The organism is Paenibacillus sp. GYB004 (genome assembly GCF_036577605.1).
GTDB classification, from domain to species: domain Bacteria; phylum Bacillota; class Bacilli; order Paenibacillales; family NBRC-103111; genus Paenibacillus_AB; species Paenibacillus_AB oceani.
In genome coordinates this window covers 337,183-362,192 of sequence record NZ_JARBDB010000047.1, presented here as the reverse complement: position 1 = coordinate 362,192, position 25,010 = coordinate 337,183, and the positions used below count along the sequence as shown (strand labels likewise).

Here is a 25,010-nt window from a genome sequence, read left to right as displayed (position 1 = left end):
ATAAACCTCTTCAGGTACGACGCATCCGTTTACAACAGGCGTGTATACCCTAGCACGGTAACGGGTGCGGGACCCGGCGCAGCCTACGGCCCGTCAAGGCTTCGATGCGCAGCTCTGAGACCATATTCCCGGACGTATTCTTTGCTCCTTCTCAGCAACCGGAGCTCTCTGTATAAGACGTTCGTCAGGTACTCTTTCTCTTCATAGCTTTGTTTGAATATTCAATTTATTGGGATTATACGGAAAGATTCGGCTACTGTCAACTCTATTCAATCACGGGGTTTCCCCGTTAACGAAAAAACTCCTTAATCCGGATAGCGCCGCACCGCATTCTGCAGTTCGGAAATGAGCGATTCGCACGAATCCAATCAAATGTGCAAAATCATCCCGTCGTAGGCGACTGTGATACCGTGCGGTTCAAAAGCGGCAGCAAAATCTTCATGCAACATGTCCGTTATTTCTATCCTCTACTCCAACGTTCCGTTAAGGAGGTTTTCGGCTTTCCAGTTGAATTTCGGACTAAGGTTGCCTAATGATTACATTTTCCGATGACCGCAAATATCGTACTCCCACACTTGCAGAGCCGCGCCGATCATTCCGCTTAAATTCCCCTGGTAAGCCGGTTCAATACGCAGCCTCTCCAAAAACGATCGCATCGTCCTCCTGTGAACCTCTTCGCGAACGCGGTTGATGAACCTCTCTCCCGCCTCCGCAACACCGCCTCCAATAATGACAACCTCCGGGTTGAACAGATGAATTAGCGAGGCCAGCGCCGTTCCCAAAGCGGCAAACGTTTCATCCATGATTTCCGTAGCGATCCCGTCGCCTGCCTGCCAGAGGGCCATTACATCTCTTGCCGTGATCGTCTCATCCGGGACGCCTTGCTCCGAAAGCCTTCGGCGCATCCGCGCGGCAATTCCCGTTCCGGATGCATATTGCTCGAGACATCCGGCCCCTCCGCACAAACAGGGCAGCCCTTTATAATCGACCGACATATGGCCTGCTTCCGCAGCTCCCCCCCAAGCGCCGTGGTAGATGCGGCCATCGATCATCAAGGCCCCACCGACTCCGGTGCCGAGGGCCAGGCATAATAAATGATTAACACCTCGCCCCGTGCCGAGTACCTTTTCGGTCAGACACAGCACATTGACATCATTATCCACCAAGACGGGAAGCCCGAAAGCGTCTTCCAGCATTTGCTTCAATGGAGTGCCGACATAACCGGGTATAAGCTCTGTGCCGAATCGGATATTTCCTGTTCTCCACTCGATTTGGCCTGAACTGCCGACACCGATTCCTTTCAGTCGCGGCTCTATACCGCTATGATTCAAGAATTTCAGAACATTCGTGATTGCGTCAATCGCTCGATCGGCGGGGTTTGCTTGACCTGCTAACGTCTCTACACTGCAATTCCATACGATCTCGCCGTTCTCCCGGATTAAGCCGGCATTGATTTTCGTCCCGCCGATATCGACGCCAATCGCATAAATCGAATCCGGGTCATGCACGATTTGGCACATTCAATAGCCTCCTGATCTTAGACCGTAAAGGGATGAATGGCCGCTGCATAACGCGCAGCAATAAGCTGCGGACGGGTAATAGCGCTTCCGACGACCACAAATGCCGCCCCCGCCTCCATTGCCATAGTCGCCTCGCCCGGTGTCCATATTCGTCCTTCGGAAATGATAGGCGCTTTAGTAGCCTCGCTCAATTTTCGAACCAGATATAGATCGGGACTTTCAGACTTACCGCTGTATGACGTATATCCCGATAAAGTCGTACCGATGTAATCGGCGCCAAGTCGGGCGGCAGCGAGACCTTCCTCGAATGTGGAAACGTCGGCCATAACGGATACCCCCGCCGCATGAGCGGCTTGAATGAGTTCGGCCGCCCGCTCCAGTCTCCCTTCCCGGTCGGTAACATCGAGCGCCACTACATCGGCACCCGCCGCGATGATGTCATGTACCTCTTCAAGCGTTGGCGTAATAAAGATAGCTGATCCGGGAATGTGTCTTTTGATCAAGCCGATCACCGGCACTTTCACCGCTTGCTTAATCGAGCGAATATCGTGAACCCCGTTCGCACGAATACCGACCGCCCCGGCCAGCTCGGCGGCTATGGCCATCTTCGTCATCGTATCTCCGCCATGAAGCGGTTCGTCCTCCAGCGCCTGGCACGATACGATAAGACCGCGATTTTTTAGACCCTTTCCTGGTTTCATTGTTTGCTCTCCTTGACCCAATCGACATATCGCATCATTTTATCGTTCATGATAGCCCCTACTATTTAGCAACCCACCCTGTATGATCTGACCCTGTTTCTTTCACATAAAAGGTGGTTCCCGCTCCCCCATCTACTCGTCTATAAGTAGAACCAACATGAGCTGTCACAACCCCTTCCGGAGAACCAGAACCGACTAAATCAATGCGGTCAACCCCGTCGATCACGTGGAATCGTTTCACATTTTTGGTTCCGGCTCCTGTCATGGTTGGAGTTGCATTTCCAAATTTATAAACGCCATCCACTTGAATATCAGCAGCAGCATCTGTAGTTTTTATCACTCCTGATAGTGCGCCTGTGCGTTGGAAGGTAATGTTGCGGACAACTGCAGTATGACTCGGACCTACGAATGTGATGGGGTTGTAAGCCCCGCCGGTTAAACAAGGTTCTACGAAAGTAATATTCTCAAACACCATATTTGTAGAAACCCCATCGTTCCGAACGTTAATTCCGTGCTGCCGGCAATTTTTCAACAGCAGATTTCGGAATACCCCGTTTTGATGATTTCCGCGGATGATGATAAAGTTGACAGGTGTTCGGTCAGGTTCCGACAACGTTTCGCCTGCGATGATGGTATCGGCAATCAAGTAATCCCTTGAACCGCTATGCAGATCAAATGCATTGTATGGCGTCTGGGTGATACTGTTGGAAGCCAAGAGGGCATCCCTAAGCACACCTGTCCATAAGACCTTTCCGATGTCCATGTTGCAGCCCACAACCACAATTCCGTTAATCTTGGAAGCGTTAACACCTGTGTTTTTAATAGCTCCATGTACTTCCGAATGGAAACGGCAACCAATAAAGCTGTAATGACGGAAACCTGTAATGTCTTGTTGAGTCGGGTTATTAGGGTCTTTTGCAGGTAAATAATCCCCAACATTCATCCATTCCAGGTTGACACAATATCCATTATTCGCCATTAAGCATCCTTGCATTTTCAAACCTCTACCCCAAAACTCGACGCCAATGTTAAAATTATTGATTCTACAGTTGATGAACTCGCTGTCAATGTCAGGGTATTTCCCTACGTCCCGTTTAAAGAGGATTCCTGTTTTCCCCATACCGACTACATCGCCCTCAACCCCTTCGAGGTTAATGCCGTCAAACTGCCACGATGCCCCTTTGATATGAATGGCCGGAGTAGAAGTCGTATCCGTACAAGCCAACGACACACCGTAAAAACCGTCTGATTTCACTGTCAGCATTGATACATTGACAACTAATGACGTAAACATATACTTCCCGGACGGTATGTACAGTACTTTCCTATTATTGGTTGGTAGAGTTGCCAGATGATTAAAAGCGTTTTGAAGAGCTGCTGTATCATCAGTTACTCCATCACCGGCTGCACCAAAATCCTTCACATTAACTACTAACCCTAATCTCTTCTGCATATCGGCCAATTGTGTCGTAAATGGCTGCGTATACTCCTGTACAACCTCTTCGGCAATTTCTCGAATGCACGCTGCGTTTTCGATATCATTGCAATCGCCGTATACGCTCTCCGTCACACTGCTTCCCAGCGCGTTTCCTTTACTTAACAAGGTCCCTGTAACTGCAACAGCGCCTGCCGCTCCCAACGCCAATACATTTCTTCTGCTGAGCTTGCGTTCCATAGGTCGATTCCTCCTGGATACTCGATTAATGGCCCCGTCACCGTCATCATCCATAGAAACAGCGATCTCACCGGTTAGGGAATTGCAATTTCAGACAAGCGGACTTTTCTGATCCTCAATCTGGCCAAGAGACTCCCATCCTCCGGTACTCCCGCGCAATAAGCCAACATAACGGCATCTCCGACAAAATGGATGGCTGTATAACAGTAACCTCCTCTGTCCTCCTCCGTCTCCAAATAGAAAAACTCTCCCCAGGTTCGCCCGTCATCTGCACTTACACTGCCTATTAAGGGTGTTCGTCCTCCCGTTTTTTTACCGATTGCCCGTGTCTGGTAATTAGGTATCGGATTCCAGACGGCAAGCAGATATCCATTGTGGGGCATTCTTTTCATGGATAGAGGCGAACGGGGCGAAGAAAATTGCGATGGAGCAGCTTGACTCCATGTCTCGCCCTGATCCATCGAGAACATCTCGTACTGAAAGCCCATGTCCGTTCTGGCCCATGACCATAACACGCCATTTCTCAACTCGATTACCCCCGGCTCTTGCAATCCCGTTTTGGAATGAGGAGCGTGAAGGGCACAGAATGATTTCGCTTCTCTCCAGGTAAGTCCGTCATCGTCGGATAAAAAATAGTGAGCAATGCCTCTCGAATCATTTTTGTAATTCGGTACGTTATAGTCGGCCACTTCGCCAGCCATCTTGTGAAAAGATGTCGGAATGATCAATCGACCGCCGGTTAGTCTGACGACCCTGTCGTTATTCGTCACGTAATAACCGAGTCCGGGTATACAGCAACGGGCTTCGCTCCATGTGATTCCTTCGTCCCCAGAACGTCTCAGATGGAGCCTTCCATTGTTTCTGGCTTTACGCACAAAGTAAAACAATCCGATATCCCCGTTCATCATGCGCAGCAAGGACACGCTCATAATATTGTGCGCCTCATGTTCCTCGGCCTTGGCAATAATCGTATCGTCCGACCAAGTATCGCCTCCATCGCTGGTGTACCGGCAAGCAATGCACGAAGGCGCATCGTCGGCATTCGATTGTCCTATAAACCGGCTGTATACGAACATGATGCGGCCATCCTTCAGGTCTATGAAGGCTCCCTCGCTATTTCGAGGATTCTCCTCTGCTGGCCCCAAATCCAAGACGACTTTTCCCTTTTTCTCCATCTTCCTAAGAGTCACTCCCTCGCTCCACATTAAATATAGTATGGTATTACCTACTGAAACGACATGTACTCTTTGCAGTTTTAGCCGCAGAAAATTACAATGTCTCCGACACCTAGCTTTATATCTACCATGGTATTACCTTCATGACTAGATTTACTCTTTCAGTGCTCTTGACTTATTCAGATGCATCATCATGCACACTTTCGCTTGTGCAATATTTTTTTCCTTAATCATCTGAGTGATTAGTTTGTGGTCCTCCAGTGTCGTGTGACCATTTGCAGAGGAGGAAAGGCGCTTTTTGCGGACCTCCGTGAAAAATTTGCTGATGACTTCGCTCATTTCGTAAAAGGCCTTGTTGCCTGTTAATTTAAACAGCGAACGATGGAATCCGATATCTATATCGATAATCGGCTCAGCCTTAAGGATCGATTGCTCCATCTGATCGTTCCATCTGTCCAGTTCTGCCAGCATGCCCGGTTCCGCTCTTACTATAACAAGCTCGACAGCCGAAGTCTCAAGGATTAAACGGATTTCCTGCAATTCCAGCATTGTCTGCTGATTGCCGAACCATCGAAAGTAGAACTGATCCATGATCGGCCCCAAAGAAGCATCACTGACGAAAATGCCGTCCCCGGGTTTCAGCTTCAAGATCCCGATTGTCTCCAGTGATTTCAATGCTTCACGGACTACCGTTCGGCTAACCCCAAGCAGATCGATAATCTCCTTCTCGTTCAAAAAAGGATCTCCTGCCTGCAGATTATGTTCCATGATGTATTGTTTAATTTGATCCATCGCAACGTCCTTCAGCGATTTCCGAACCAGCATATCCATTAGCCATTTCCACCTCCTCTTATATACTATGGTATTACCAAGTTAATGGAATGAATTAATAAAGTCAACCATTTTCTTCTATCGCATCACCTAAAATCGTGACCGCAGCCGCCGTGGACATGGACGTCGATAAATCCTGAAAGCAGCCAGCCTTCGCGAGCATCCACCTCGATATCCGTACGATCGGCAATTTCCCCAGGAAGCAGTTCCCTCGGGTCGGCAAATCGGATGATCCCGTCTTCGAGAACAAGCGTATCCGACCTAACTTCCGCACCAGTAGTTTGTCCGTTAACGATCAATACGCTCGGATCATCTTTATCGCGACTTCTGAATTTAACCGTTTCCTCTTTCCTATTCAAGCAGCTTTTGCAGTACCGGGGTCAAACCGTCGGCTATCCGCATGAAGCCAAGATCGGTTGGATGGACACCGTCAACCGTACATTCGTGAAAATGATCGCCCAGCAGTCCGGAGCCGTCATAAAAAAACACATTCTGGTCTCCATGCCTGTTCAACCGCTCGACCGTTTCACGCTGGATCGCTTGCATGCTCAGCCGCTTGTTCAGCAGCGCGTCGTCGAACAGTTCGCGCGCGTAGCGGATTTTGGATACTACGAGAATCGGCACGTCAGGATGGGCATCCCGGTAAATCCGGATAAATTCAGGCAGCGTCTTCTCGAGATGCTCCGGACGCGGACAATTCGCCTCATAATCGAGCACGAGACAGGCGGGGTTCGGAATATCACCGACGAGCATCGCCACCTCCGGCTCCCCGCGTCCGCTCGCGGAGAACCCCAAATTGATAAATTCAAGAGGAATTCTCCGGCTGAGAATATTCGTATAGGACATCCCCGGACGCGCCGCGCTTGCACCTTGCGTAATGGAAGTTCCGTACACAACTACTCGCTTATCGCTCGCATAAGCCGCCGGCTCGGCTATGATCCCGTCCCGGTCCAGCCCGACGCTAACCTCCTCCACTCCTTGATAAAGCGGGAAGTACAAAGTCACGTCGCGAAGCCGGCGCTCCATTTTCTGATACATGACGATTTCGTAATCCTGCTTCGTGCGATCATAGCGGGACGAGCTGTGAAACAACTGCCTCTCCCCGATATCGATATAACAGTCGAAACCGCACTGGCTCGTCGCAGGCATATGGTTCAGATCGGCCAAACCGCTAAGTTTGACTCTCAGCGCCAGGCCCGACGAATCGGTTCGGAACCGGATCTGCCCTCCCGACGCACAATTCGCGAATTTGTCCACGGCCGGGGGAATGGCGACACGCGGAGCTTGCGGCAATCTGCGGTATTTGCCCTCCTCCCCGTACCAGGCGAAGCCGTTGATGCGAAATGGCGGATTGGCAGGAGAATGCCAAGTTACGGTGAATTCGGAATCGCTCATTTCTTCATCTCCTGTTCAATCCGTTTATCGATACGCTCGGCCGCCTCTCTAAGCGCGGTATTGACGTCTTTTCCGGCACTAAAGGCGTTGAGCGCATTGTTCATCTCGGTGTTTGCATTAGCGGTAAACGGCGATGCCAAGGTCAGGGGAGCATATGGTTGAGAGACAATAGCCTGAACATTTTTGCCCTGAATACCTTGCAGACCCGCTCCAAAGTTTTGCATAGCCTTTTTCGAATCCTTCAACGCAGGTACGAATGCCAAATTTCGGGCCATCCATTCCTGGTATTCATCCGAAGCGATATAGGTAAGTACCTGGAAGGCCGCATCCCTTTGCGCACTTCTGTTTGTAATATACAAATAATCAGGACCCGCTTGCATGCCCAAGCCCGGTTTTTCTTTAAGCGTCGGTACACTCGCGATATCCCAGTTTTTCAGCGCTTCTGCCGTTCGTGCAACCATCCCTCCCGTATTGATCATCATCGCAACAGTCTGATCCTTTAAAAATTGATCCGCTTGATCGCTGTATTTGTTATTCGGGATTTCCATTCCCGGGATTTTATAAAATCTTGCAACATTCGTGAACATCTGAACAAAGTTATTATCAGTGAACATCGCTTTTCCCGTCTTCGAGTCAAAATATGGAGCGGACAGCTGGTTGCTGCGGATTACGGAAGCAAATCCGAATATCATTCCTTTATATTGGATACCGCCATCGGTACGGGTCATTCTGCGCGTGAGGTCATACACCTCATCCCAGGTCATACCGTCACGCGGGTAAGAAACGCCAAATTTGTCGAACAAGTCCTTGTTGTAAAGAAAGACCATTGCACCAGTACCAAGAGGCAGGCCATAAATGCCGCCATTCGCCATTCGCCTTTGTATATCAATCAGCGAAGGCTCGATTCTCGATAAATCATAATTGTACTTTTTGATCAAATCGCTAATGTCGCTCTCCAGCCCCAGATCCGTCAAATACGTCCCCGTGTTATTCAGAGAGACGATTACAATATCGATCGGATCTTTGCTGGCAAGCAATCCGGAATAATTGTCCGACTGTCTGGGTATGAATTTCAGCGTGTATTGCGGAAATTTCTTCTGGATTTGTTCACCGAACCTCGCCTTGAAGATCTCCTCGGTACCCGACGGAGGATACAAGAACGTAAGCTCCAGCTTGCTGTTCGCCACACGCGCGGCTTCCGCCTCGGGGGTTAAAGAAACTTCCTGCCCGGCGGTATCCGGATCCGGTTTAATCGTGGAACCGCTTCCGCAGGCAGACAGCAGAATCATCGTGGATCCGATCATGAACAAAAGCATGCGATTCTTTCCAGCCATTTTTTTGCCTCCCTTATTCATATATCGTATAATCTCCGGTCTCTTAAGCTATTTCACCAAATGAAACTTAAGGCCGTGCGGGGACTTCCGATCATGTAGCGGATGCCGGCCATTGCAACTCCACTCCTTCGCGCACAAGAAGCTGCTGGAACGATTCTAACTTATCCGGGTCGTTTCGGACTTGCCGCGGGGAATACCCTTTTTGCACACAAAACGCCGCCAAAGCTCCGGCCGCTTCTCCGATATTCCATTCCACCGGATGCAGCCTGTAGCATCCGTTCGTAATATGCGTAACTCCTATATTTTTGCACGCCGGGAGCACATTGTTCATCCGCACCGGGATTAGGCTTCCGAGCGGGATTTGAAACGGCATGCTCGGCACGTCGATAAACGTTCGGTTGCCCGTGCTCGGATGCAGATCGATCGCATAGTGACCGATCCCGACCGAATCGAAATACGTCTCGGAACGATCGCTTTTTCGGAATTGCGGGTTCAAATGGTTCTCAATGACCGTAAATTCCGCCCGGATGCGGCGTGATTCGCGGATATACGGCGCCATCGCGAGGCCGTCTTGCGTACCGACGACATCCTTGCGCAGGCGCAGGCCCGGATAACCGGTCTTGCCGTCATGCGTGGGCGCCTCCGTCTGCATCCAATAGAGCAGCGAAAGGCTTAGCTGCTTGGCCGCGTCCAAGTTCGCGCGCTTCCGTTCCTCGCTTACGTCGATGACCGGACCTAGCCAGTAATCGTTCTGCGGCCAGTTGACGAGGGTGATATCGCTTTCAAATGTTCCCGGGACGAAATTGCTTTTAGCAATCATGCGTCGATATAACCATAACGAGAACAAATCGCCATTCGGGAACAACGTGTACTGCTGCGACTCAAGCGTCCGCGGATTCGGCGCGACCCAGCTGAGCTGGTTGCCGGGCCAAAAGCCGGGACGATGGTCCCGCCAAAAGGAGTAGTCTCGCGGCCTGTCGATCGTATGGTTCTCCCCGGCTCTATAATCCATCGCGAAGCAGTACGTGATGGCCTGCATATCCGCCGGATCGGGATCACCCGGAAGCGCGTGCGGTTCCCCGGTTTGGCCCATGCTTTCCGCACCGGTTACATATTCGATTCCGGCAAGCGGCAGCATATCGCCGCAATCGGTCGCATCCAGAAAATAGGGGGCGGTCAAAATCGCCCGCTCGCCCGACGGAGCATGTTCGACCGTAACCGAGAGTACCCGGTCGCCGTCCGGCTCGGCCGAGACGATCCGGTGATGCATCATAAGTCTGATTTGTCCGCTATGCACGTACGGAGCAAGCATCTCTTGTATGACCGCGACGCCGACTCTCGGATCGTGACTGATCGCGCTTACGAACGCGCTGCCGGGATTGAAGCGGCTGTTCGCCCGAGCCTCTACAGACAAAGGAAAATGAGTTTTGTAATAAGCCCGGACCCCGTCACGGTAACGCCTGTAGCTGCGGGTACCACCGTACTGTTCGATATACGAATGCTCGTCGGGCGGAACGGCTTGGCTCGTCAATTGCCCTCCAAGCCAGTCCGTTTCCTCGGTGATAATTACGTTCTGCCCCATGCGCGCAGCGGCCAGCGCAGCAGCGCAGCCCCCTGTGCTTCCTCCGACAATGACAATATGCGCCGTAAATTCCGTCATCATGATATTCCATACTCCGACATGACTGCAGCGATCCGTTCCTTTTGCCGCTCGTCAAGCGGAAGCAGCGTAGTGGCTACAAACGGCTGGCACAGCCCGAGAAGCGAAAGAGCATATTTGTGCCCTGTTCCCCAATGTGCGGCTTTCTTGCCGAATACGGCTTCCTGTATATTCGCAAGCTCCAGCTGCTGCTTGCCGGCAGCGCGGGTATCGCCCTCCTTCGCTTTCCGGTACAGCTCTACGCAGCGGTCAACCGCCAGACTCGAAATGCCCGGGATAATCCCATCTGCCCCAAGCTCGAGCGCCAAGTCGAGCGTCCCTTCGTTTCCGTGCAGGATAGCAAAATCGTCTCGGCCTCTGAGCTGTCTGACCATGGGCAAGTTCGCGAAGAGATCGGCTTTGATGCCGACGATGTTCGGTTCTTCGCTTAATTCGACTACCATGCCAGGCGGGATCGGATTGTTCGTATACGCCGGGATGTTATAGATAACAAGCGGTTTATCCGAATTTCTGCTCATCGTTATGTAATACTGTTTGATTTCTCTCTCGTCCCGCACGTTATAGAAATAAGGGGGAACGAGCACGACATGGTCCGCGCCCACGTCTATGGCCTGCCGCATCATCCGCTCCGTCTTCCGCGGTCCTTCCGCGGATACGTTAGCCAAGACGGGAACTCTTCCCTTTGCCTCGTCGACGGTAATCTGAATAAGCCTTGCCTTCTCCTCCTCCACGATCATCGGAAATTCTCCCATGCTCCCAAGCAGAAATATACCGTCCACGCCTTTGTCGATTAACCGGGAAACCAGATTGCGCACTCCGGCCTCATCGATATTCTCGTGTTCATCAAGCGGCGTTATCATCGGGCAAATAACGCCCCTCAGCTTGTTGCTAGTATTCGTCTCCAACACCCATTCTCCTCTCTTTTTAAAACCTTAAACTCGGACAAGCCGACTTTGCGTATCCGCGAGCCGGGCCAGCCGGCCTTCTACAAGTAAGAAAATCGGTTCCACATTTGACAGTCGTCTCTGCTGATGCCGGTTATTAAAGCGTGCGTCCCTGCGTCCCCCTTTGTTGCTAGCAAGGACCTGCGTATAGAAATTCGGGAACCTGTTCCACACCGCGAGCAAAATGCTACTGAAGGTAATCCGTTTTACCACCTTTAAATATACTATGGTAATACCTAATTTCAAAAAACTATCCATGCAATAGTTCAGTTCTTCTTAATATAGTATGGTAATACCTAATAGAAAGGATATCGTGGATATCGTGTATCTAATTCCTTCTCCGCCGAATCGGCTACAACCCAGAACAGTTAGCGTATGCCATAACCGGGGCTGACTTGCTAAACACCATTTCCTTTTCTGGTTCCATCAAAGTTCTGTTTGGCTGAGATGTTTCAACTACGCTCCTTTGCTAGCCCGACATCTTGCTCCTTCATGCTCTGCGTAATCCGTCTATGATCGTCCGGCGTTTTACGGCCACCTAAATCGGAAAGCCGTTTATGACGAACTTTCGAAAAACTTGCTGATGACTTCGTCTTTCAACGCTTCCCCGACAACGGTTTGGCTTACGCTAAGAAGTTCGATAATCCCTTCGTGAATCAGATCACCCGGTTGAAGATTGTGCCCGACGAAATCTTGCTTTGATTTTCTCTATTGCAGTATCATTAAGCAATTTCCGGATCAAGGTGTTCATGCGCTTCGCTCACCCCCTCCTATAGATACTATGGTATTACCTAATATAATACATGATATTACTAAATTCAACCTATTTTTTTGATCTGCCGGGGGACTTGAATGGAATTGCTGCATGTTCCGGTGCTCCCTACTCCACTCGCTTTGCTCCAAGCGGCTTCAATAGATGGCTCCGGATCATGTTGGCCGCACCGTTCTTATCTTTGTTCTTCAAAAGCTCGACGATCGCCCGATGATCCCGGATGCTTCCCTCTACTCCGTCCGTGCTGTCATTGTCCTTGTTTTTCAATTCCACCATTTGGAAATATTTATGAATCACATCGGTCAACTGCATGAAGATGGGGTTCCCTGTCATGCTGAGCAGCTCCCGGTGAAAGTTGTACTCATGCTTTGCGAATTCTTTCTTCGTCTGCGACGCACGCTCCGCCTCATCGACCATGCCGGATATCCTCTCCAATTCCACATCTCCCGTCCCGGCCCGGTCTACGATATGCGCAACCGCCGCTTGCTCGAGAATGATTCTGAATTCAAGAAGATTGTCAGACTGGTTGTCTACATTGCTCCACAAAAACAGCATTTCTTGAAATAAAGAAGAAAGGTCGGCTTCTTTTACGAATATTCCTTTTCCACGCTTCTTGTATATGTAGCCAAGCGCTTCCAGCGTTCCGAGAGCTTCACGGATGACCGGACGGCTCACCCCCAAGGCCAAGGCCAAATCTCTTTCAGTCGGGAGCTTGTCCCCGGGCTTAAGTCGGTTCGCGGCTACGTAATCTTTTATTTTATAACACGCCATATTTTTCAGCATATAGTCGTTGCTAATAATCTGCTCCACTTTCCTGCTCCTCCGGGCGGCCGGCTTGTTTCATACATGATCCTATCCTCATTGGCCTATATGTTAGTTTATTGGTACGGGTATATAAAATCAAGTAGGGCAACGAGTAAGAGAGGGATAAGCCAAGCTTTCACCGATATTTGCCCCCATAGTCTCTAGAGCCTTTTTTTTATAAAAAGAAACTTTCTTGGCAAAGGCATCGCTATTACTTATAATCGCCATAAGAACTATTCATTAGATTGAATCGTCTCAGCAGATCTATAACATCCTGGCGGCATCACACTGGTTAATTCATGGAACGCCAGTGAAATAGGAGGAGGTTCTATGTTGAACAAGAAGTCGCTCATTGCAAGATGGGACGACAACCAGCTCGCTGAAGTGAATCGATTGTTGGCTTCTGTTACAGGCAAACATAACCTGCATAAAAAAGACCGCTCCTTTCCATCGTCCCCCTATGGACAAACGGATGCTGGACTAGAGGATTATCGGGGAGTTGCCCTAACCGAGACCTTACAATACCTGACCGTGCAGGGCGCCGATCTGTCTTATGCACGTTTCGATTGTTCTGCAAGCTTGAACACCTCAACATTTACAAACTGTTGCTTTGACGGGGTCAAGCTGGATAGCAGATACGTGACTCATACATTCAACCACTGTTCTTTCCGAGGAGCCAAGCTGAATAGTGCCAGAATCAGCAAGCAATTTAACGACTGCGATTTTACGGGCTGTAATTTAAGTAAAGCGATTGCGAACGATGTATCGTTCATACGCTGCCGTTTTTCCGAAGCCAATTTTCGTGGCGCATTATTGTTGCATTGCCGGTTTGAGGAATGCAGCTTTGATAAAGCATTCTTTCATAACGGTTCGTTAGCCGGAAGCCGCTTTACGGGAGAGACTGGCTTGCTCCCCGTTTGGGGAAATACGATACTGGACGGTGTCAAAATCAAAGGATGTGATTAATTCATGAAGAAATTCAAGATCGAGCGTTTTACCCGCGTCAGTGAACCGGTCCAGACTCCCATAACGAAATTCGGAGGACAGCCCGTGTGGCTAACAGAACCGCAATGGCCGCTTAGCAGCGGATGGGACAAGCGCCCGATGATGTTTATTGGCCAGATAGAGCTGAATCCGCAACTATTCCCCACCCCAAACGTTTCTGTTCCTCAAATGGCCTATCTCTTTGTTACACATGCGCAAAATATGGAAGAAGGCTTCTTTGATCCTGATATTATCGACCCGGATGGCGGTGAAAATGCGATCATTCTCCAGCCGGGAGGTGCGATTCTGATCGATACAGCCCCATTGGTTAACGGACCATCGCTGTGGGATGACAATGGTGAATCTTATGAAGGCATCCCTCAGCTGCAAGAAGCGCAAGACCCGGAATTTCTCGCTTCCAAGTCCTACATCTCGCTTACAAAGGATGAGCAGAACGCCTATAGCGATGAAGTTGACGGCGATAAAATCGGAGGTGTACCCTTTTTTTTCCAAGGCGATGGTTGGCCTGATGATAGTAACTGGCGGTTGCTGCTGCAATTGCATGCGAATTTCAAGCCTTTTTGCTTGCTGGTGGGAGGCTCGCCAACGATTTTTGCATTTGTGAATGAGGATCTGACGACCGGAAAGTTAGTAATTCAGGATTGTTAGCGGGGAGCATTGCGATGTCATTATAGACCTTCGGAAAGAACCCGTAGACTGTGCATATCCAGATTCAGATGCTTCATAGGCTGCCAGTTTTTTTCTTGCCGGCTGCCCTGGGACGATTGCTTCAATCCGAAGAGTTGCCGCCTAGTCAGCGATTTCCGGTCCACACGCAATGTATGTCACCTTAGCAGTCAGATCGATATGAGTTAGCTGAGACGGAAAGCCGTTCCCCCAACGGGAGGAAACGGCTTCTGCTTCGCGATTATACGTTCAATTGCTCTAAAGCTCCCGAAGCGTCAACTCGTATACGACGGTTCATTCCCTCTACGAACCATTCGCCGGCGCCGGAAGTCCCTTGTACGAACCGGATTCCTCTTGCGCTCATCTCTAGCGCGACTTCCAGAATGCGCTTGCTGGGTAGAGGGCTCTCCAGGGTGCGGCCACGGTCCGGTTCGGGCAGCTCCAGCAGCAGGCTTCTTATCGCTTCATATCCATCCTGACAGATGGATAATTCCAAGGCGGAACGCTTTACGGTAAAATAGGCCGCGTAATATTCCAGAGGATAGTACAGTTTATAAAACGCTTGGCGAATGGCAGACATCACGTAAGACACCGCATGAGCTTTCGGGAACAGATAGCCGATCTTCCGGCAGGAATCGATGTACCATTCCGGAACGTGGTTCGCACGCATATGTGCGGCTTCCGCCTCGTCGATCCCTTTCCCTTTCCGCACGTTTTCCGTGATCTTGAAGGCGGCTTCGCCCTCCAGCCCATAGGCGATTAGCGTTAGCATCACGTCGTCCCTGCAAGCAATCGCGATTGGCAGCGTACAGGTTCCTGTCCGGATCAGCTCTTGAGCGTTACCTTCCCATACGCCGGTACCGTGAGAAAATCCGGAGATTTGAACTAAATCCGAGAACGTGTCCGGCTTTGTCTCCTCAAGCATTCTCCGGACGACGGGCACCCCCATCTCGGGCAAGCCGTATGTAGCGACCGGAGAAAGGAGCTGCTCAGAGGTTACGCCAAGCGCTGCGGTAGAGCGGAACATACTTAACACACGCCGGTCGTTCATCGGGATCGTCTCCGGATCGATGCCTGTAGAGGTGTGAAGCAGCTTCATCATGGACGGACCGTCGTGACCAAGGATATCGAATTTGTGTACAGTATGATCCAAATGCCGGTAATCGAAATACGACTTGCTCCATCCCGGCCTGCCGTCGCTTGAGGCGTCCCGGACGGGTGTACAATCTTCGGCGGCCATCCCGCCCGGAATAAGCAGAAGCCCTGACGGATGCGGGGTTCCGTCGCTTCTTCCCGCCAGAAGGACGTTATTCTCTCCAAGCAGCTCTTTTACCCCGGACTGCGCCTGCCTCTGATACTCGCCGGCTACGTTCAGATCGATATCGGGCACTTTATTGCCGTGAAATCCGAGGAACATCTCGTATGGAATGTTGTGCCCGTCGCCCCGCATTCCACCCCCGCACCGGGGGCATAACCGGTCCGGTCCGTCAAATCCGCTACAAGCTTCATCTTGCGGGATCCACTCGACCTGTTGGCACGTTCCGCACAAAGCGTGGGGAGGCAGCGGGTTCGTATCCGTAATCCCGAGAAAATAAGCGACAAGGGACGACCCGACGGAGCCGCGCGGGAGAACCGGGTACCCGTCGCCCTTGGACCGGTTCACGACGCTTCGCGCGATCAGATAGATCGAAGCAAATCCGAATTTGCAGATGGAAGACAGTTCCTTGTCCAGCCGGTTCTGAATCGGTTGCGGGATCGAATGGCCGTACCGGGCTCGGGCCGCGTCGTAACTTAACGTACGTATATGCTCGTCTTCGGCTTCCAGTCTAGGCAGGAACAGCTCTTGGGGAATCAGCTCGAAAGCTTCGAACCTGGCGGCCAGTTCTCTCGTATTGTCAACGACGACAGCGTATGCGTTATCTGCACCCAGGTAGCCGAACTCGCGGATCATTTCGGAGGCCTGGAGGTCGTGTGAATCCCCTTCCTGATGCACTATCTTTCGCTGATCCACGGCGATTACAGGCTGTCCTGACCCCTCTCCGTAGTCGCAGACGCTGCGGACGATCTCCTCCCATTCCTGGCGGGAATAGAACCGGCCGTTCGGACCTCCAAGATCGGAGTGCCAAGCTCCGATCGTCAAAACGTCGAAGCAACAGGCCAGCTCCTTCACTTCTGCAATCGTCCCTCGACGGATGGTATCCAGCAGTTCCGCATCATCTGGTTCGCTTAACAAGATGAGATCTCCCCGACCGGCTTCCAGCGTGCCTAACGATAAAGCGAGTCCCGAATCGCCATTGAAACCGTTCGAGAGCGAGATGAGGTTAAATAATCGTCTCTTGCCTCTCCCGTTTCTCGCGTAGATACAGCAGCGAACGGTACGTCCCAATTCCGTCAGGAGCGCCACCCGGATCCCGAAAATCGGCTTGATGCCCAAAGACTTCGCAGCTTTATCCGCTTCGATAAAGGCGTGGATTCCGTTATAGCCGACCAGCCCGATCGAACTCTGTCCGCGGAGCGCAGCTTGCTCGATCCTTCTTTGCGTCGTCCTTGATAGAGCTGCCGCTTCTCCTTCCAGAGCGCATCTTACGTGAAACTCGACACGCTCCATATCAGCCTGAGTGTTCGTTTCCCTATCATTGCTATTCCTGTTCCGGTTCCGATTATCCATCATCCGGCCTACCTCCACCAATAGGATTTTATTCTATAAACCCAATGTGCGGGATTATATTAGAGTTGATTTTCAACTCAACATTTTGGGCATAGAAACATGCCGTTCCAACAATTCCCATCCTATCACATGTTGAGTTAAGAGTCAACAAGATCGCAGTCGATTTGCAACCGGTCCGTTTTCCGGAAAAATCACTTTTATTATCTATCGGCCTATCGGCTTAATAAGCTGCAATTTTCGTTATTTTTACGCTGCTTCTATTCCGGCAAATTTGCAGACGCTACCGAATCGGCATCAGAATGAACTTTTTCATCAAAATCGCTTGTCTTGTCCCTTCGAAACTTGACTCTGTTTTTCGTGTTCGATATGCTATTTTTCATCGGGTACCTCAATTGACCTAGTAATGGCTATAGCGACTGTGGTTTTCGTTACGGAAGGATGCGGTGGTATGAAAAGTCCAACCAACTGGAGCGACAGGTTCAGGCTGTTTTTTTTGAACAACCGGTTCGTCCTGGTCCTGCTCGTTTTGTTGCTCATCGGATTAAACATTATGGTGTTTACGAAAGTCTCTTTTATTTTTCTTCCTTTCATTGCGCTGATCAAGTCGGTGCTGCTCCCGCTTCTGCTTACCGGAGTCGTCTTTTACCTGCTTAACCCCATCGTCGATTATATGGAAAGCAAAAAAGTAAAGCGGGTTTATTCGATCCTCGTTCTGTATTTGCTTATTATTGGGATCATCACTCTCTTATTCGTTATCGTGGTTCCGTTCATTCGCGGACAAGTCGAGAGTTTGATTCAAAACGTACCGAGATACAGCAGGGAAGTGCAGGTCCAATTCGAACGGCTCATCGGCAGCGGGTATTTCGCACAAATCCAGCAATCGATCAACTTTGATGCCGTAAGTTATATCGAGAAAATAACGGGCCGGCTGACCGCGATCGTCAATAACGCCTGGACGAGCATCGGCGCTTTTGTAGGCGCGGTAACGGAAGTGATTCTCGCCATCGTGACGGTTCCGTTTATTCTGTTTTATTTGTTGAAGGACGGGAAGCAGCTGCCGCAGTTTATCCTTAAGTTCGTGCCGACCTCTCTGCGCGGTCAGACGTACACAGTGATGACCGAGATGAACAATCAGATCAGCTCCTATATCCGGGGCCAGATCATCGTCAGCTTTTGCATCGGCGTTCTGCTTTATATCGGTTACCTGATTATCGGGCTGGACTATTCGCTCGTCCTCGCCATCTTCGCCGCTTCGACCAGTATCGTTCCGTATCTGGGACCGGCTATCGCGATTACGCCCGCTCTGATCATAGCGATCGTGACCTCGCCTATTATGCTGCTTAAGATGATCATCGTATGGACGATCGTGCAGCTGATCGAAGGTAAATTTATTTCGCCGCAAATTATGGGAAAAAACTTGCATATCCATCCAATTACAATTATTTTCGTCATTTTGACCGCCGGCAAACTGTTTGGAATATTGGGAATCATCCTCGCCGTTCCGGGCTATGCCGTTCTGAAAGTAATCGTCACCCACCTGTTCCACTGGTTCCAAAACCACTCCAGTCTGTACGAGCAGCCTGCGGAACAACCGGTTGACCGGACATGAAGAAAGAGCTGCCTCCAAGTCGTTTTGCGATTTTTTGAGCCTTGCTCAGAACCGCTTTTCCTTGAGAAAAGGACCTCATCCTCCACTTTGCAGTGGAAGTTGAGGTCCTTTTGGCGCGTAAAAACACATTCGGCTGCGCATGGTCAAATCGCGATCGTCTACAGCTTATATTTTTGAAGCAGTTCCGTGCCGAACCCGTTCAACAGCTTGTCCAGCAGCGCCCAGCTTATCCGTTGACGGGCCGGCAGGTGCCGGTCGTAGACGGCGCTGTATTCGATATCCGCAACCGCCCCGCGATTCCGCTTAAACTGGGGAGCGCCCGAGCTTTCGTGGAGCAGCAGCCCTCTCTGTCCAGCGATTCCGATCAAGACGGCCGACAGCATCCGGTACAGTCCTGTCTCCTGGGGCAAAGCCGTATCATAGCCGAACACAGGAGTTGTCATTACGCCGCTGCGGCAATAAAAGCCGAGCACCGCATCGATCCGGCCCGTATCGATGTGGCGGATGGCGTGCAGCTCCAGCAGCTTTTGTCTCCAGGCCAGCTCCAGGAACGGCGCTCCAAACTGCGGATTATAGGTGGAGTATTTATCCAGATACAGAAGGCGGTACAGCTCCGCCAGACGAGGCATATCCGCTTCGGTCAGCCGGTCCGGACCGACCGTCTCGTATCCGTGTTTTGCCAGCAGGCCGTAATCCCGCTTCACCAGCCAGCGGGCTTTGGAATTCGTCGCCGCCGGATCAGACGGATGGAGCAAATACACTTGCCGGCTGGGCACCATCCGAAAACCGAGCCCTGCGAGCAGATCGATCAGCGGGCCGTTCGTCGTCCGGTTCAACGAGCGGAAAACCAGCGAATGCCCCGGATATTCACGGAGCAGAAGCCGGACGGCTTGCTCCACCCCGCTGTCCGGTAGCGGACCGTACAGGTTGGTCGATAACAGCCAATTATTGATATGGACCGTCCGGTTAATCCGGCTGAACCGCATCAAAAACCCCAGTGCGTGAAGCAAGCCCCCTAACGCAATCCGCGCGAATCGCGAGTTCAGCACGTACAGCTCTTCTCTGGCGTAGCTCACATAGTGCGTGTATGGGGAACAAACGTAGGAGTTGCCGTATTCTTTATCGTTCACTGTAACGGGCAGCACAGCATCGCCGACTTGCAGCACATGCAGGCTCGTATTCACATTTGGAATGAGCCGGTCTACCCGCTGCTCCAGCAACGAGGCGATGTAACGCCTGGCGTAGTCCCCGTCCTCGGCGGACGGCCAGTACATCTCACGGATGGATGTCGGATCGAATAAACGTATGTTGCTGTTCAAGCTGATCATCTCCTCCCTCCCGCTGACCGTCTGTCACTGCTTATCTGGGCTCTTACAGGCGCTTCTGTTCGCCCCAGTGCTCCATAACGCCGGTTTCGTATAACGGTTTTCCGTTTTTATCCGTTGCGCGAATCGTTATAGGCAATTGCGGCTGATCATCCAGAATCGAAAACCATATCGTCGTCGAGCCGTTTCTAATAATCGTCGCTCCCTTGCTGCGCTCGCTAATCAAAATAACTTGCGTGACCGCCGGATCGTAAACGATCCCGTGCAGCAGATTAGGGTGCTCCTTGCCGTCTCCTCCGTTGCCGTTCCAGCTGATGGCTTTTGACTGCATCTCGTTCAATTCATTTTTTAATAAATACCCGGCGATTTCATAGCCAAGCATCTTCTTGTGAAGCAAGACCGCCGCTACTTTATCGTTCGTCCGGTAATAAACGACCAGTTGATCCCCCCATGCCTGGAGGTGGATCATTTCCTGATAGGACGGATCTTGTTCGCGAATGCTCCGCTCCGCCAACTGATTGACCGGCGGCCGGACCCATTCGAGATAAGTCCAAAGCACCGTCGCAAGGATCAAAACACTTACGATACCTAATCTACTCCGCTGTCGGATTCCACTCACTCCTTTCTTTTGATGTTGATGACCTGATCCTGAATACTCTTGGTGCCGGTATAGGTTTTTTACTTTATCGACTGGTTGATAAAGGTAGACCCTCTGCCAAACAAAAAACAAATTAGTAGTTGATTTGCATAAGTAAGCCTTAAATCTTTTATGGAGATTAACGCTTTTTTGAATGAACCCATTGTGCCAGTTGAAGCCGATTAGCTCACAGCTCCCAGTCTTCCCGAAGCTGTTCATACAAAGCGACAAGCACGTCCTCCGGTGGCAATGCCGGCAATTCGCCCGGCGCAAGCTCCAGCTTGGCGGTAAAATGAGCGACGATCTGAGGCGCAATCGTCCTCAGCGAATAACTGTCCATCCATTCCAGCCGGTCGATAAACGTGCGCAGCAGCTGCCAATCCTCGCGGCCGACGAGCCGTTTGCAACGCTCATCCAGCGTAAAGGCCGGTAGATTCACCCTTCGGCGCTCGATCACCTTGTTCGTCCGTTTGTTGCGTCGTCCCCGCTCTCCTGCCGTATCGTAGACGACGACGGTGCCGGCCAGCAAATCGCCGAGCCGCTTATCGGAAGGATGGAGGAAGCTGACTATCGCCCCCAGCGTGTAACCGACAGGCAAAAAGTCGAATATCCGAAGCAGATTGCGAATCAGCGACGACAATACCGTAACCGGTTGACCGTTGTCCTGCAGCACCCGAAGGCCGACGATCCGCTTGCCGATCGTCCGGCCGGCAACGTATTCGGTAACCGTAAAATATCCGTACTGCAGCAGGAAGGCAAGGGCGATCGCCCCCGCCAGCGCGTATTCCGTCAGCAGACTCTCTCCCGTCCGGATAAGCACTTCGCCGAACAACGCGTACACGAGCAAAATAACGAGTCCGAGCAGCAGCATATCGATCGCCTGCGCCCCCGCCCGGCTGCCAATTCCTGCCGTCTGAAATTTCAGGCGGACCTGCTCGGGGGTTACGACATCCATTTCCCTTTGAAACGTTTGATTCATGTTGCCTCGATCTCCCTTTTGGAGCCTTAATATGGTAGCATTAGAGTATTGGATTGCTATAGCATACAATTTCATCTTTGAATTCTAAAAATGGAATGAACGAAAGGAACTACATATGGACCTACAACGAAAGCTGCTGCGTCACCGCGGGAATTGGAAGCAGCTGGAGGAACTGATCGAGCTGTTCGACAAATCCCCGGGCCGGGTAAGCGCGGAGAGCATTGACCGGCTAACCGTTCTGTACAAGCAAGCTTCCTCGCATCTGGCCGTGATGCAGACCGAAGATCCCGGCGGCGAGCTTACCGCTTATTTGAATCAGCTCGTCACCCGCGCCCATCATATGATGTACAGGCAGCAGCATAAAAGCAGCGGACAGCTGAAACAGTTTTTCGGAACTTACTTTATACGGCTGATCCGGGAAAGGCAGTGGTTTATCGTTGCGGCCGCCCTCTTATTTCTATTCGGAGGGGTCTCCGGATTTGCCTCCGTCCTGTTGGACGAACAAAATCTGTACGCCATTCTTCCGCAGCAAATCGCCGGTCATATCGATCCGTCGCAGACAGGCAAAGGGCTCGAAGACGCGCCCCACTCCGTCCTGTCCACCCAGATCATGACCAACAATATTCGGGTCGCGATTCTCGCGTTCGCCGGCGGTATTACGTTTGGCATCTGGACCGTCTACCTGCTTGCTTACAACGGCATCCTCATAGGTGCGCTTGCAGCCGTATACTGGAAGGCCGGACAAACCTATTTATTTTGGGCATACATCCTGCCTCATGGGGTCATTGAACTGGCCGCGATCTTTATCGCCGGCGGCGCCGGCCTGTATATGGGTTACCGGATGTTCGTACCCGGCCGTTACGTATGGAGGCTGCAGCTGCTCCGCTCGGCCAAGCAGTCCGTGCAGCTGCTGCTCGGAACCGTTCCATTATTCGTCATCGCCGGTATCATTGAAGGATATATTACCCCTTCGGCCCTCAGCCTCGAGATGAAATACGCGTTCGCCTTGCTCACCTTGCTCGCTTTGGCAGCCTACTACGTCTACGGCAGGCTGAAGCGCAATCAGATCGACTCCCTCGATTTGAGTTCCAGATAATGATTCACCGCCGCCAGCGCCAGCCTGTCGGCGGCTACATCCAGGACAGGAACGCCGATCCCGGACATCCGGGCGGCGAACCGTCTCCGTTTCAGCTCGAACGACTGAGCCGTACTGCTCACGTAAGCTTGCTGCACCGTCCGGATTTCGCTTCCGGCCCATCCGGCCAGAAGCGGGTCCTGCAGCGACAGCAGGACGACTGGATGAATCCGCCGCAGTTTCAGCAGATAGGGGGCGAGCTCCTCTTCGAACAAATAATTTTCCATATCCGAGAACAGCACGATCAAGCTTCGCTTACGCTGTACGCGCAGCAGGTGGTCAAAAGCTCGGGCGTAATTCGTCTCCGCAGAGTCGCCCTTCAAATTGTACAAAGCTTCGAGAATCGTCTGCAAATGCGCCATTCCGCCCCCGGGAGGGACGTACGCTTTCAAGCTGCCGGAGAAAGCGAGCGTTGCAACCTGATCGCCTTGCCGCAATGCGACGGCCGCCAAGGTCAGCGCCGCCTCCAGAGACCGGTCGAGTACGGTCCGGCCGTCCAGCTCGACGGTCATAATCCTCCCGCAATCGATCATCAGCGTGACGATTTTGCCCTTCTCCGGCTGCCGGATCGTCGTCATCATCCGGCCCGCCCGCGCCGTAGCCGCCCAGTTGATCGTGCGCGGGTCGTCATCGGGCGAATACTCGCGTATCGCGTGCAGCTCCATGCCCGACACCGTCTTGCGATGCAGCTTGCGCCCGTCCAGCACGAGACTGTCCTGCATGGAAGCCATCACCCCGCGGACATTGGACAAGTCCGGGTAGACGCTCACGACTTGCTCCGCCTCCACCCTCGCCTGCTTGTACCAGAGCCCGATGATGCCGCCATATCTGACGTATATGTAACGCAGCGGAAAATCCCCCCGTTCCGACGCTTCGGTCGTATACGGCAGCTGCAAATCTTCTCCTTCGAACCGTCCCTTCAACGGAGCGTGCTCCCGGAAGGTCAGGGGCAGATCGTCCGCGACTTCGACCGATACCGGGAACCGCGGAGCCTGGCTGAACGATACGTCGATGCGAACATCGAACGGCTGCTTGTGCTCGGCCCGGTCCGGCAGTACACGGCGGACGGCGAGATCCCGCCGCTTCGGCAGCGTGGCCAGATCGACGATCGATACGGCGGCGAACAGCCCGTTATAAAGCCAAAACCAGATCATCCCCCCGCCCCAGGCATAACCTGCGGAGATAATCGCAGCGCCGGTCAGCAGCACCGCAACCGCACGACGGGAAGGCAGCACGAATTGCCAGATCAGCCGGTCAACGAGGGACCGGAACGGACGCGAGCGCTTCCCGGACGGCTTCGTCACCGCTCATCCCCTCCAATTCCGCCTGCGGCGACAAGATCAGCCGATGCCGCAGCGCAGGAACAGCCACCAGCTTCACGTCGTCCGGCGTGACATAGGTGCGGCCTTCCAGCACGGCCCATGCTTTGCTGGCCGCGAGCACCGCAATCCCCGCACGAGGACTCGCCCCGAGCCGCACGGACGACAGCTCGCGGGTCCGCCTGACGATCCGGGCGATATAGCCAAGCACCGCTTCCTCCGCGATTACACCCGCCGCTTCCGCACGTTTGCTTCGAATCTCCTCAATCGTACTTACCGGAACCGGCTTATCCGGGCTTTGCACAGAAAGGGGAACATGTCCGCGCAGAATCGCCGTTTCCGCTTCCTCGGACGGATAATCCAGCGTCAGCTTGAACATAAATCGGTCGATTTGCGCTTCCGGCAGCGGATACGTTCCTTCGTACTCCACCGGATTCTGAGTGGCGACGACGAGGAACGGATCGGGCAGCGGGTAAGTGTGTCCATGAATCGTTACCTGCCGCTCCTCCATCGCTTCCAGCAAGGCTGCTTGCGTCTTCGGCCCGGCCCGGTTAATCTCGTCGGCGAGCACGAGATGGGCAAATACCGGCCCTCGAACTGTATCGAACTCACTCGTACGCGCGTTCCAGACGACGTTGCCGGATATATCGCTCGGCATCATATCGGGTGTAAACTGGATGCGCTTGAACTCGCCCTCGATATTCTCCGCCAGCGTCCGGACCAGCTTCGTCTTGCCCAGTCCGGGAGCCCCTTCCAGCAGCACATGGCCGCCGGCGAGCAGTGCAGTTATTAGAAGACGGACGTTCATCGGCTGGCCGATAATCGTCTGTTCCATGCTTGCGATCAGTCGTTCCAT

The 25,010-nt window shown here is 52.1% G+C and carries 21 protein-coding genes and 1 other annotated feature (1 of these 22 running past the window's edge); of the genes, 4 read left to right on the top strand and 17 right to left on the bottom strand.

All coding sequences use genetic code 11. The annotated features are described in order from the left end of the window. Nucleotides 1–214 (bottom strand) — a binding site (T-box leader); it reaches 58 nt to the left of the window's first position. 322 nt (nt 215–536) lie between these two features. The 11 genes from PV433_RS20240 to PV433_RS20190 form a co-directional block, all read right to left on the bottom strand. Then, nucleotides 537–1,520, bottom strand: coding sequence for an ROK family protein (locus PV433_RS20240; RefSeq protein ID WP_332073862.1), 984 nt, complete (start codon nt 1,518–1,520; stop codon nt 537–539). Between the two features lie 17 nt (nt 1,521–1,537). Further along, nucleotides 1,538–2,221 carry an N-acetylmannosamine-6-phosphate 2-epimerase gene (locus PV433_RS20235; RefSeq protein ID WP_332073861.1) on the bottom strand — a complete coding sequence of 228 codons (684 nt, stop codon included), beginning with the start codon at nt 2,219–2,221 and terminating at the stop codon, nt 1,538–1,540. A 61-nt stretch (nt 2,222–2,282) separates the two neighbouring features. Next, the gene (locus tag PV433_RS20230; protein ID WP_332073860.1) at nt 2,283–3,896 is read right to left on the bottom strand and encodes a glycosyl hydrolase family 28-related protein; all 1,614 of its coding nucleotides are present in this window, start codon (nt 3,894–3,896) and stop codon (nt 2,283–2,285) included. A gap of 74 nt (nt 3,897–3,970) precedes the next feature. Then, entirely contained in the window at nt 3,971–4,972 is a 1,002-nt protein-coding gene (locus tag PV433_RS20225) for a sialidase family protein (protein ID WP_332073859.1), read from the bottom strand. Nucleotides 4,973–5,224: 252 nt separating this feature from the next. Beyond that, on the bottom strand, nt 5,225–5,902 hold the full coding sequence (locus PV433_RS20220) for a FadR/GntR family transcriptional regulator (protein ID WP_332073858.1): 678 nt from the start codon (nt 5,900–5,902) through the stop codon (nt 5,225–5,227). 86 nt (nt 5,903–5,988) lie between these two features. Next, a complete protein-coding gene (locus PV433_RS20215; RefSeq protein ID WP_332073857.1) occupies nt 5,989–6,201 on the bottom strand; it encodes a hypothetical protein in 213 nt (70 codons plus the stop codon). Nucleotides 6,202–6,253: 52 nt separating this feature from the next. Next, nucleotides 6,254–7,297: an SGNH/GDSL hydrolase family protein gene (locus PV433_RS20210; RefSeq protein ID WP_332073856.1), complete on the bottom strand. Its 1,044-nt coding sequence runs from the start codon at nt 7,295–7,297 to the stop codon at nt 6,254–6,256. Next, nucleotides 7,294–8,652, bottom strand: coding sequence for an ABC transporter substrate-binding protein (locus PV433_RS20205; protein WP_332073855.1), 1,359 nt, complete (start codon nt 8,650–8,652; stop codon nt 7,294–7,296). The genes PV433_RS20210 and PV433_RS20205 overlap by 4 nt, the downstream gene beginning before the upstream one ends. 70 nt (nt 8,653–8,722) lie before the next feature. After that, entirely contained in the window at nt 8,723–10,294 is a 1,572-nt protein-coding gene (locus PV433_RS20200; RefSeq protein ID WP_332073854.1) for an FAD-dependent oxidoreductase, read from the bottom strand. Next, nucleotides 10,291–11,196, bottom strand: a complete 906-nt coding sequence (locus PV433_RS20195) for a dihydrodipicolinate synthase family protein (protein ID WP_332073853.1) — start codon at nt 11,194–11,196, stop codon at nt 10,291–10,293. The genes PV433_RS20200 and PV433_RS20195 overlap by 4 nt, the downstream gene beginning before the upstream one ends. Before the next feature lie 919 nt (nt 11,197–12,115). Continuing rightward, complete coding sequence (locus PV433_RS20190; protein ID WP_332073852.1) at nt 12,116–12,817, bottom strand: FadR/GntR family transcriptional regulator; 702 nt, start codon at nt 12,815–12,817, stop codon at nt 12,116–12,118. 324 nt (nt 12,818–13,141) lie between these two features. Here PV433_RS20190 and PV433_RS20185 point away from each other — a divergent pair, with 324 nt between their 5' ends. Together PV433_RS20185 and PV433_RS20180 are read left to right on the top strand one after the other, a co-directional pair. Then, a complete protein-coding gene (locus tag PV433_RS20185) occupies nt 13,142–13,777 on the top strand; it encodes a pentapeptide repeat-containing protein (RefSeq protein WP_332073850.1) in 636 nt (211 codons plus the stop codon). 3 nt (nt 13,778–13,780) lie between these two features. Further along, complete coding sequence (locus tag PV433_RS20180) at nt 13,781–14,464, top strand: hypothetical protein (RefSeq protein WP_332073849.1); 684 nt, start codon at nt 13,781–13,783, stop codon at nt 14,462–14,464. Between the two features lie 259 nt (nt 14,465–14,723). Here PV433_RS20180 and PV433_RS20175 read toward each other — a convergent pair whose 3' ends face one another. Continuing rightward, the gene (locus PV433_RS20175; protein ID WP_332073848.1) at nt 14,724–17,153 is read right to left on the bottom strand and encodes a hypothetical protein; all 2,430 of its coding nucleotides are present in this window, start codon (nt 17,151–17,153) and stop codon (nt 14,724–14,726) included. Nucleotides 17,154–17,598: 445 nt separating this feature from the next. Between PV433_RS20175 and PV433_RS20170 the strand changes: the two genes are divergently transcribed. Continuing rightward, entirely contained in the window at nt 17,599–18,759 is a 1,161-nt protein-coding gene (locus tag PV433_RS20170) for an AI-2E family transporter (protein ID WP_332073847.1), read from the top strand. A 158-nt stretch (nt 18,760–18,917) separates the two neighbouring features. Here PV433_RS20170 and PV433_RS20165 read toward each other — a convergent pair whose 3' ends face one another. From PV433_RS20165 to PV433_RS20155, 3 genes are all read right to left on the bottom strand, one after another. After that, nucleotides 18,918–20,087 (bottom strand): GNAT family N-acetyltransferase, encoded by a 1,170-nt coding sequence (locus PV433_RS20165; protein ID WP_332073846.1) that lies wholly within the window; start codon nt 20,085–20,087, stop codon nt 18,918–18,920. 43 nt (nt 20,088–20,130) lie between these two features. Continuing rightward, nucleotides 20,131–20,658 carry a hypothetical protein gene (locus tag PV433_RS20160; protein WP_332073845.1) on the bottom strand — a complete coding sequence of 176 codons (528 nt, stop codon included), beginning with the start codon at nt 20,656–20,658 and terminating at the stop codon, nt 20,131–20,133. 250 nt (nt 20,659–20,908) lie between these two features. Next, on the bottom strand, nt 20,909–21,700 hold the full coding sequence (locus PV433_RS20155; protein ID WP_332073844.1) for an RDD family protein: 792 nt from the start codon (nt 21,698–21,700) through the stop codon (nt 20,909–20,911). A 115-nt stretch (nt 21,701–21,815) separates the two neighbouring features. Here PV433_RS20155 and PV433_RS20150 point away from each other — a divergent pair, with 115 nt between their 5' ends. Then, on the top strand, nt 21,816–22,796 hold the full coding sequence (locus PV433_RS20150; protein ID WP_332073843.1) for a stage II sporulation protein M: 981 nt from the start codon (nt 21,816–21,818) through the stop codon (nt 22,794–22,796). Here the strand turns inward: PV433_RS20150 and PV433_RS20145 are convergent. Then, nucleotides 22,763–24,139 (bottom strand): DUF58 domain-containing protein, encoded by a 1,377-nt coding sequence (locus PV433_RS20145; RefSeq protein ID WP_332073842.1) that lies wholly within the window; start codon nt 24,137–24,139, stop codon nt 22,763–22,765. The genes PV433_RS20150 and PV433_RS20145 overlap by 34 nt on opposite strands. Next, nucleotides 24,090–25,010, bottom strand: coding sequence for an AAA family ATPase (locus PV433_RS20140; protein WP_332073841.1), 921 nt, complete (start codon nt 25,008–25,010; stop codon nt 24,090–24,092). Before PV433_RS20140 ends, PV433_RS20145 begins: the two co-directional genes overlap by 50 nt.

Coding starts and splice junctions, on each gene's coding strand:
- PV433_RS20200 (WP_332073854.1), bottom strand. CDS start 10,294: ATGATGACGGAATTTACGGCGCATATTGTCATTGTCGGAGGAAGCACA.
- PV433_RS20140 (WP_332073841.1), bottom strand. CDS start 25,010: ATGGAACGACTGATCGCAAGCATGGAACAGACGATTATCGGCCAGCCG.
- PV433_RS20220 (WP_332073858.1), bottom strand. CDS start 5,902: ATGGATATGCTGGTTCGGAAATCGCTGAAGGACGTTGCGATGGATCAA.
- PV433_RS20150 (WP_332073843.1), top strand. CDS start 21,816: ATGGACCTACAACGAAAGCTGCTGCGTCACCGCGGGAATTGGAAGCAG.
- PV433_RS20180 (WP_332073849.1), top strand. CDS start 13,781: ATGAAGAAATTCAAGATCGAGCGTTTTACCCGCGTCAGTGAACCGGTC.
- PV433_RS20235 (WP_332073861.1), bottom strand. CDS start 2,221: ATGAAACCAGGAAAGGGTCTAAAAAATCGCGGTCTTATCGTATCGTGC.
- PV433_RS20205 (WP_332073855.1), bottom strand. CDS start 8,652: ATGAATAAGGGAGGCAAAAAAATGGCTGGAAAGAATCGCATGCTTTTG.
- PV433_RS20170 (WP_332073847.1), top strand. CDS start 17,599: ATGAAAAGTCCAACCAACTGGAGCGACAGGTTCAGGCTGTTTTTTTTG.
- PV433_RS20185 (WP_332073850.1), top strand. CDS start 13,142: ATGTTGAACAAGAAGTCGCTCATTGCAAGATGGGACGACAACCAGCTC.
- PV433_RS20240 (WP_332073862.1), bottom strand. CDS start 1,520: ATGTGCCAAATCGTGCATGACCCGGATTCGATTTATGCGATTGGCGTC.
- PV433_RS20155 (WP_332073844.1), bottom strand. CDS start 21,700: ATGAATCAAACGTTTCAAAGGGAAATGGATGTCGTAACCCCCGAGCAG.
- PV433_RS20175 (WP_332073848.1), bottom strand. CDS start 17,153: ATGATGGATAATCGGAACCGGAACAGGAATAGCAATGATAGGGAAACG.
- PV433_RS20230 (WP_332073860.1), bottom strand. CDS start 3,896: ATGGAACGCAAGCTCAGCAGAAGAAATGTATTGGCGTTGGGAGCGGCA.
- PV433_RS20225 (WP_332073859.1), bottom strand. CDS start 4,972: ATGTTCGTATACAGCCGGTTTATAGGACAATCGAATGCCGACGATGCG.
- PV433_RS20165 (WP_332073846.1), bottom strand. CDS start 20,087: ATGATCAGCTTGAACAGCAACATACGTTTATTCGATCCGACATCCATC.
- PV433_RS20210 (WP_332073856.1), bottom strand. CDS start 7,297: ATGAGCGATTCCGAATTCACCGTAACTTGGCATTCTCCTGCCAATCCG.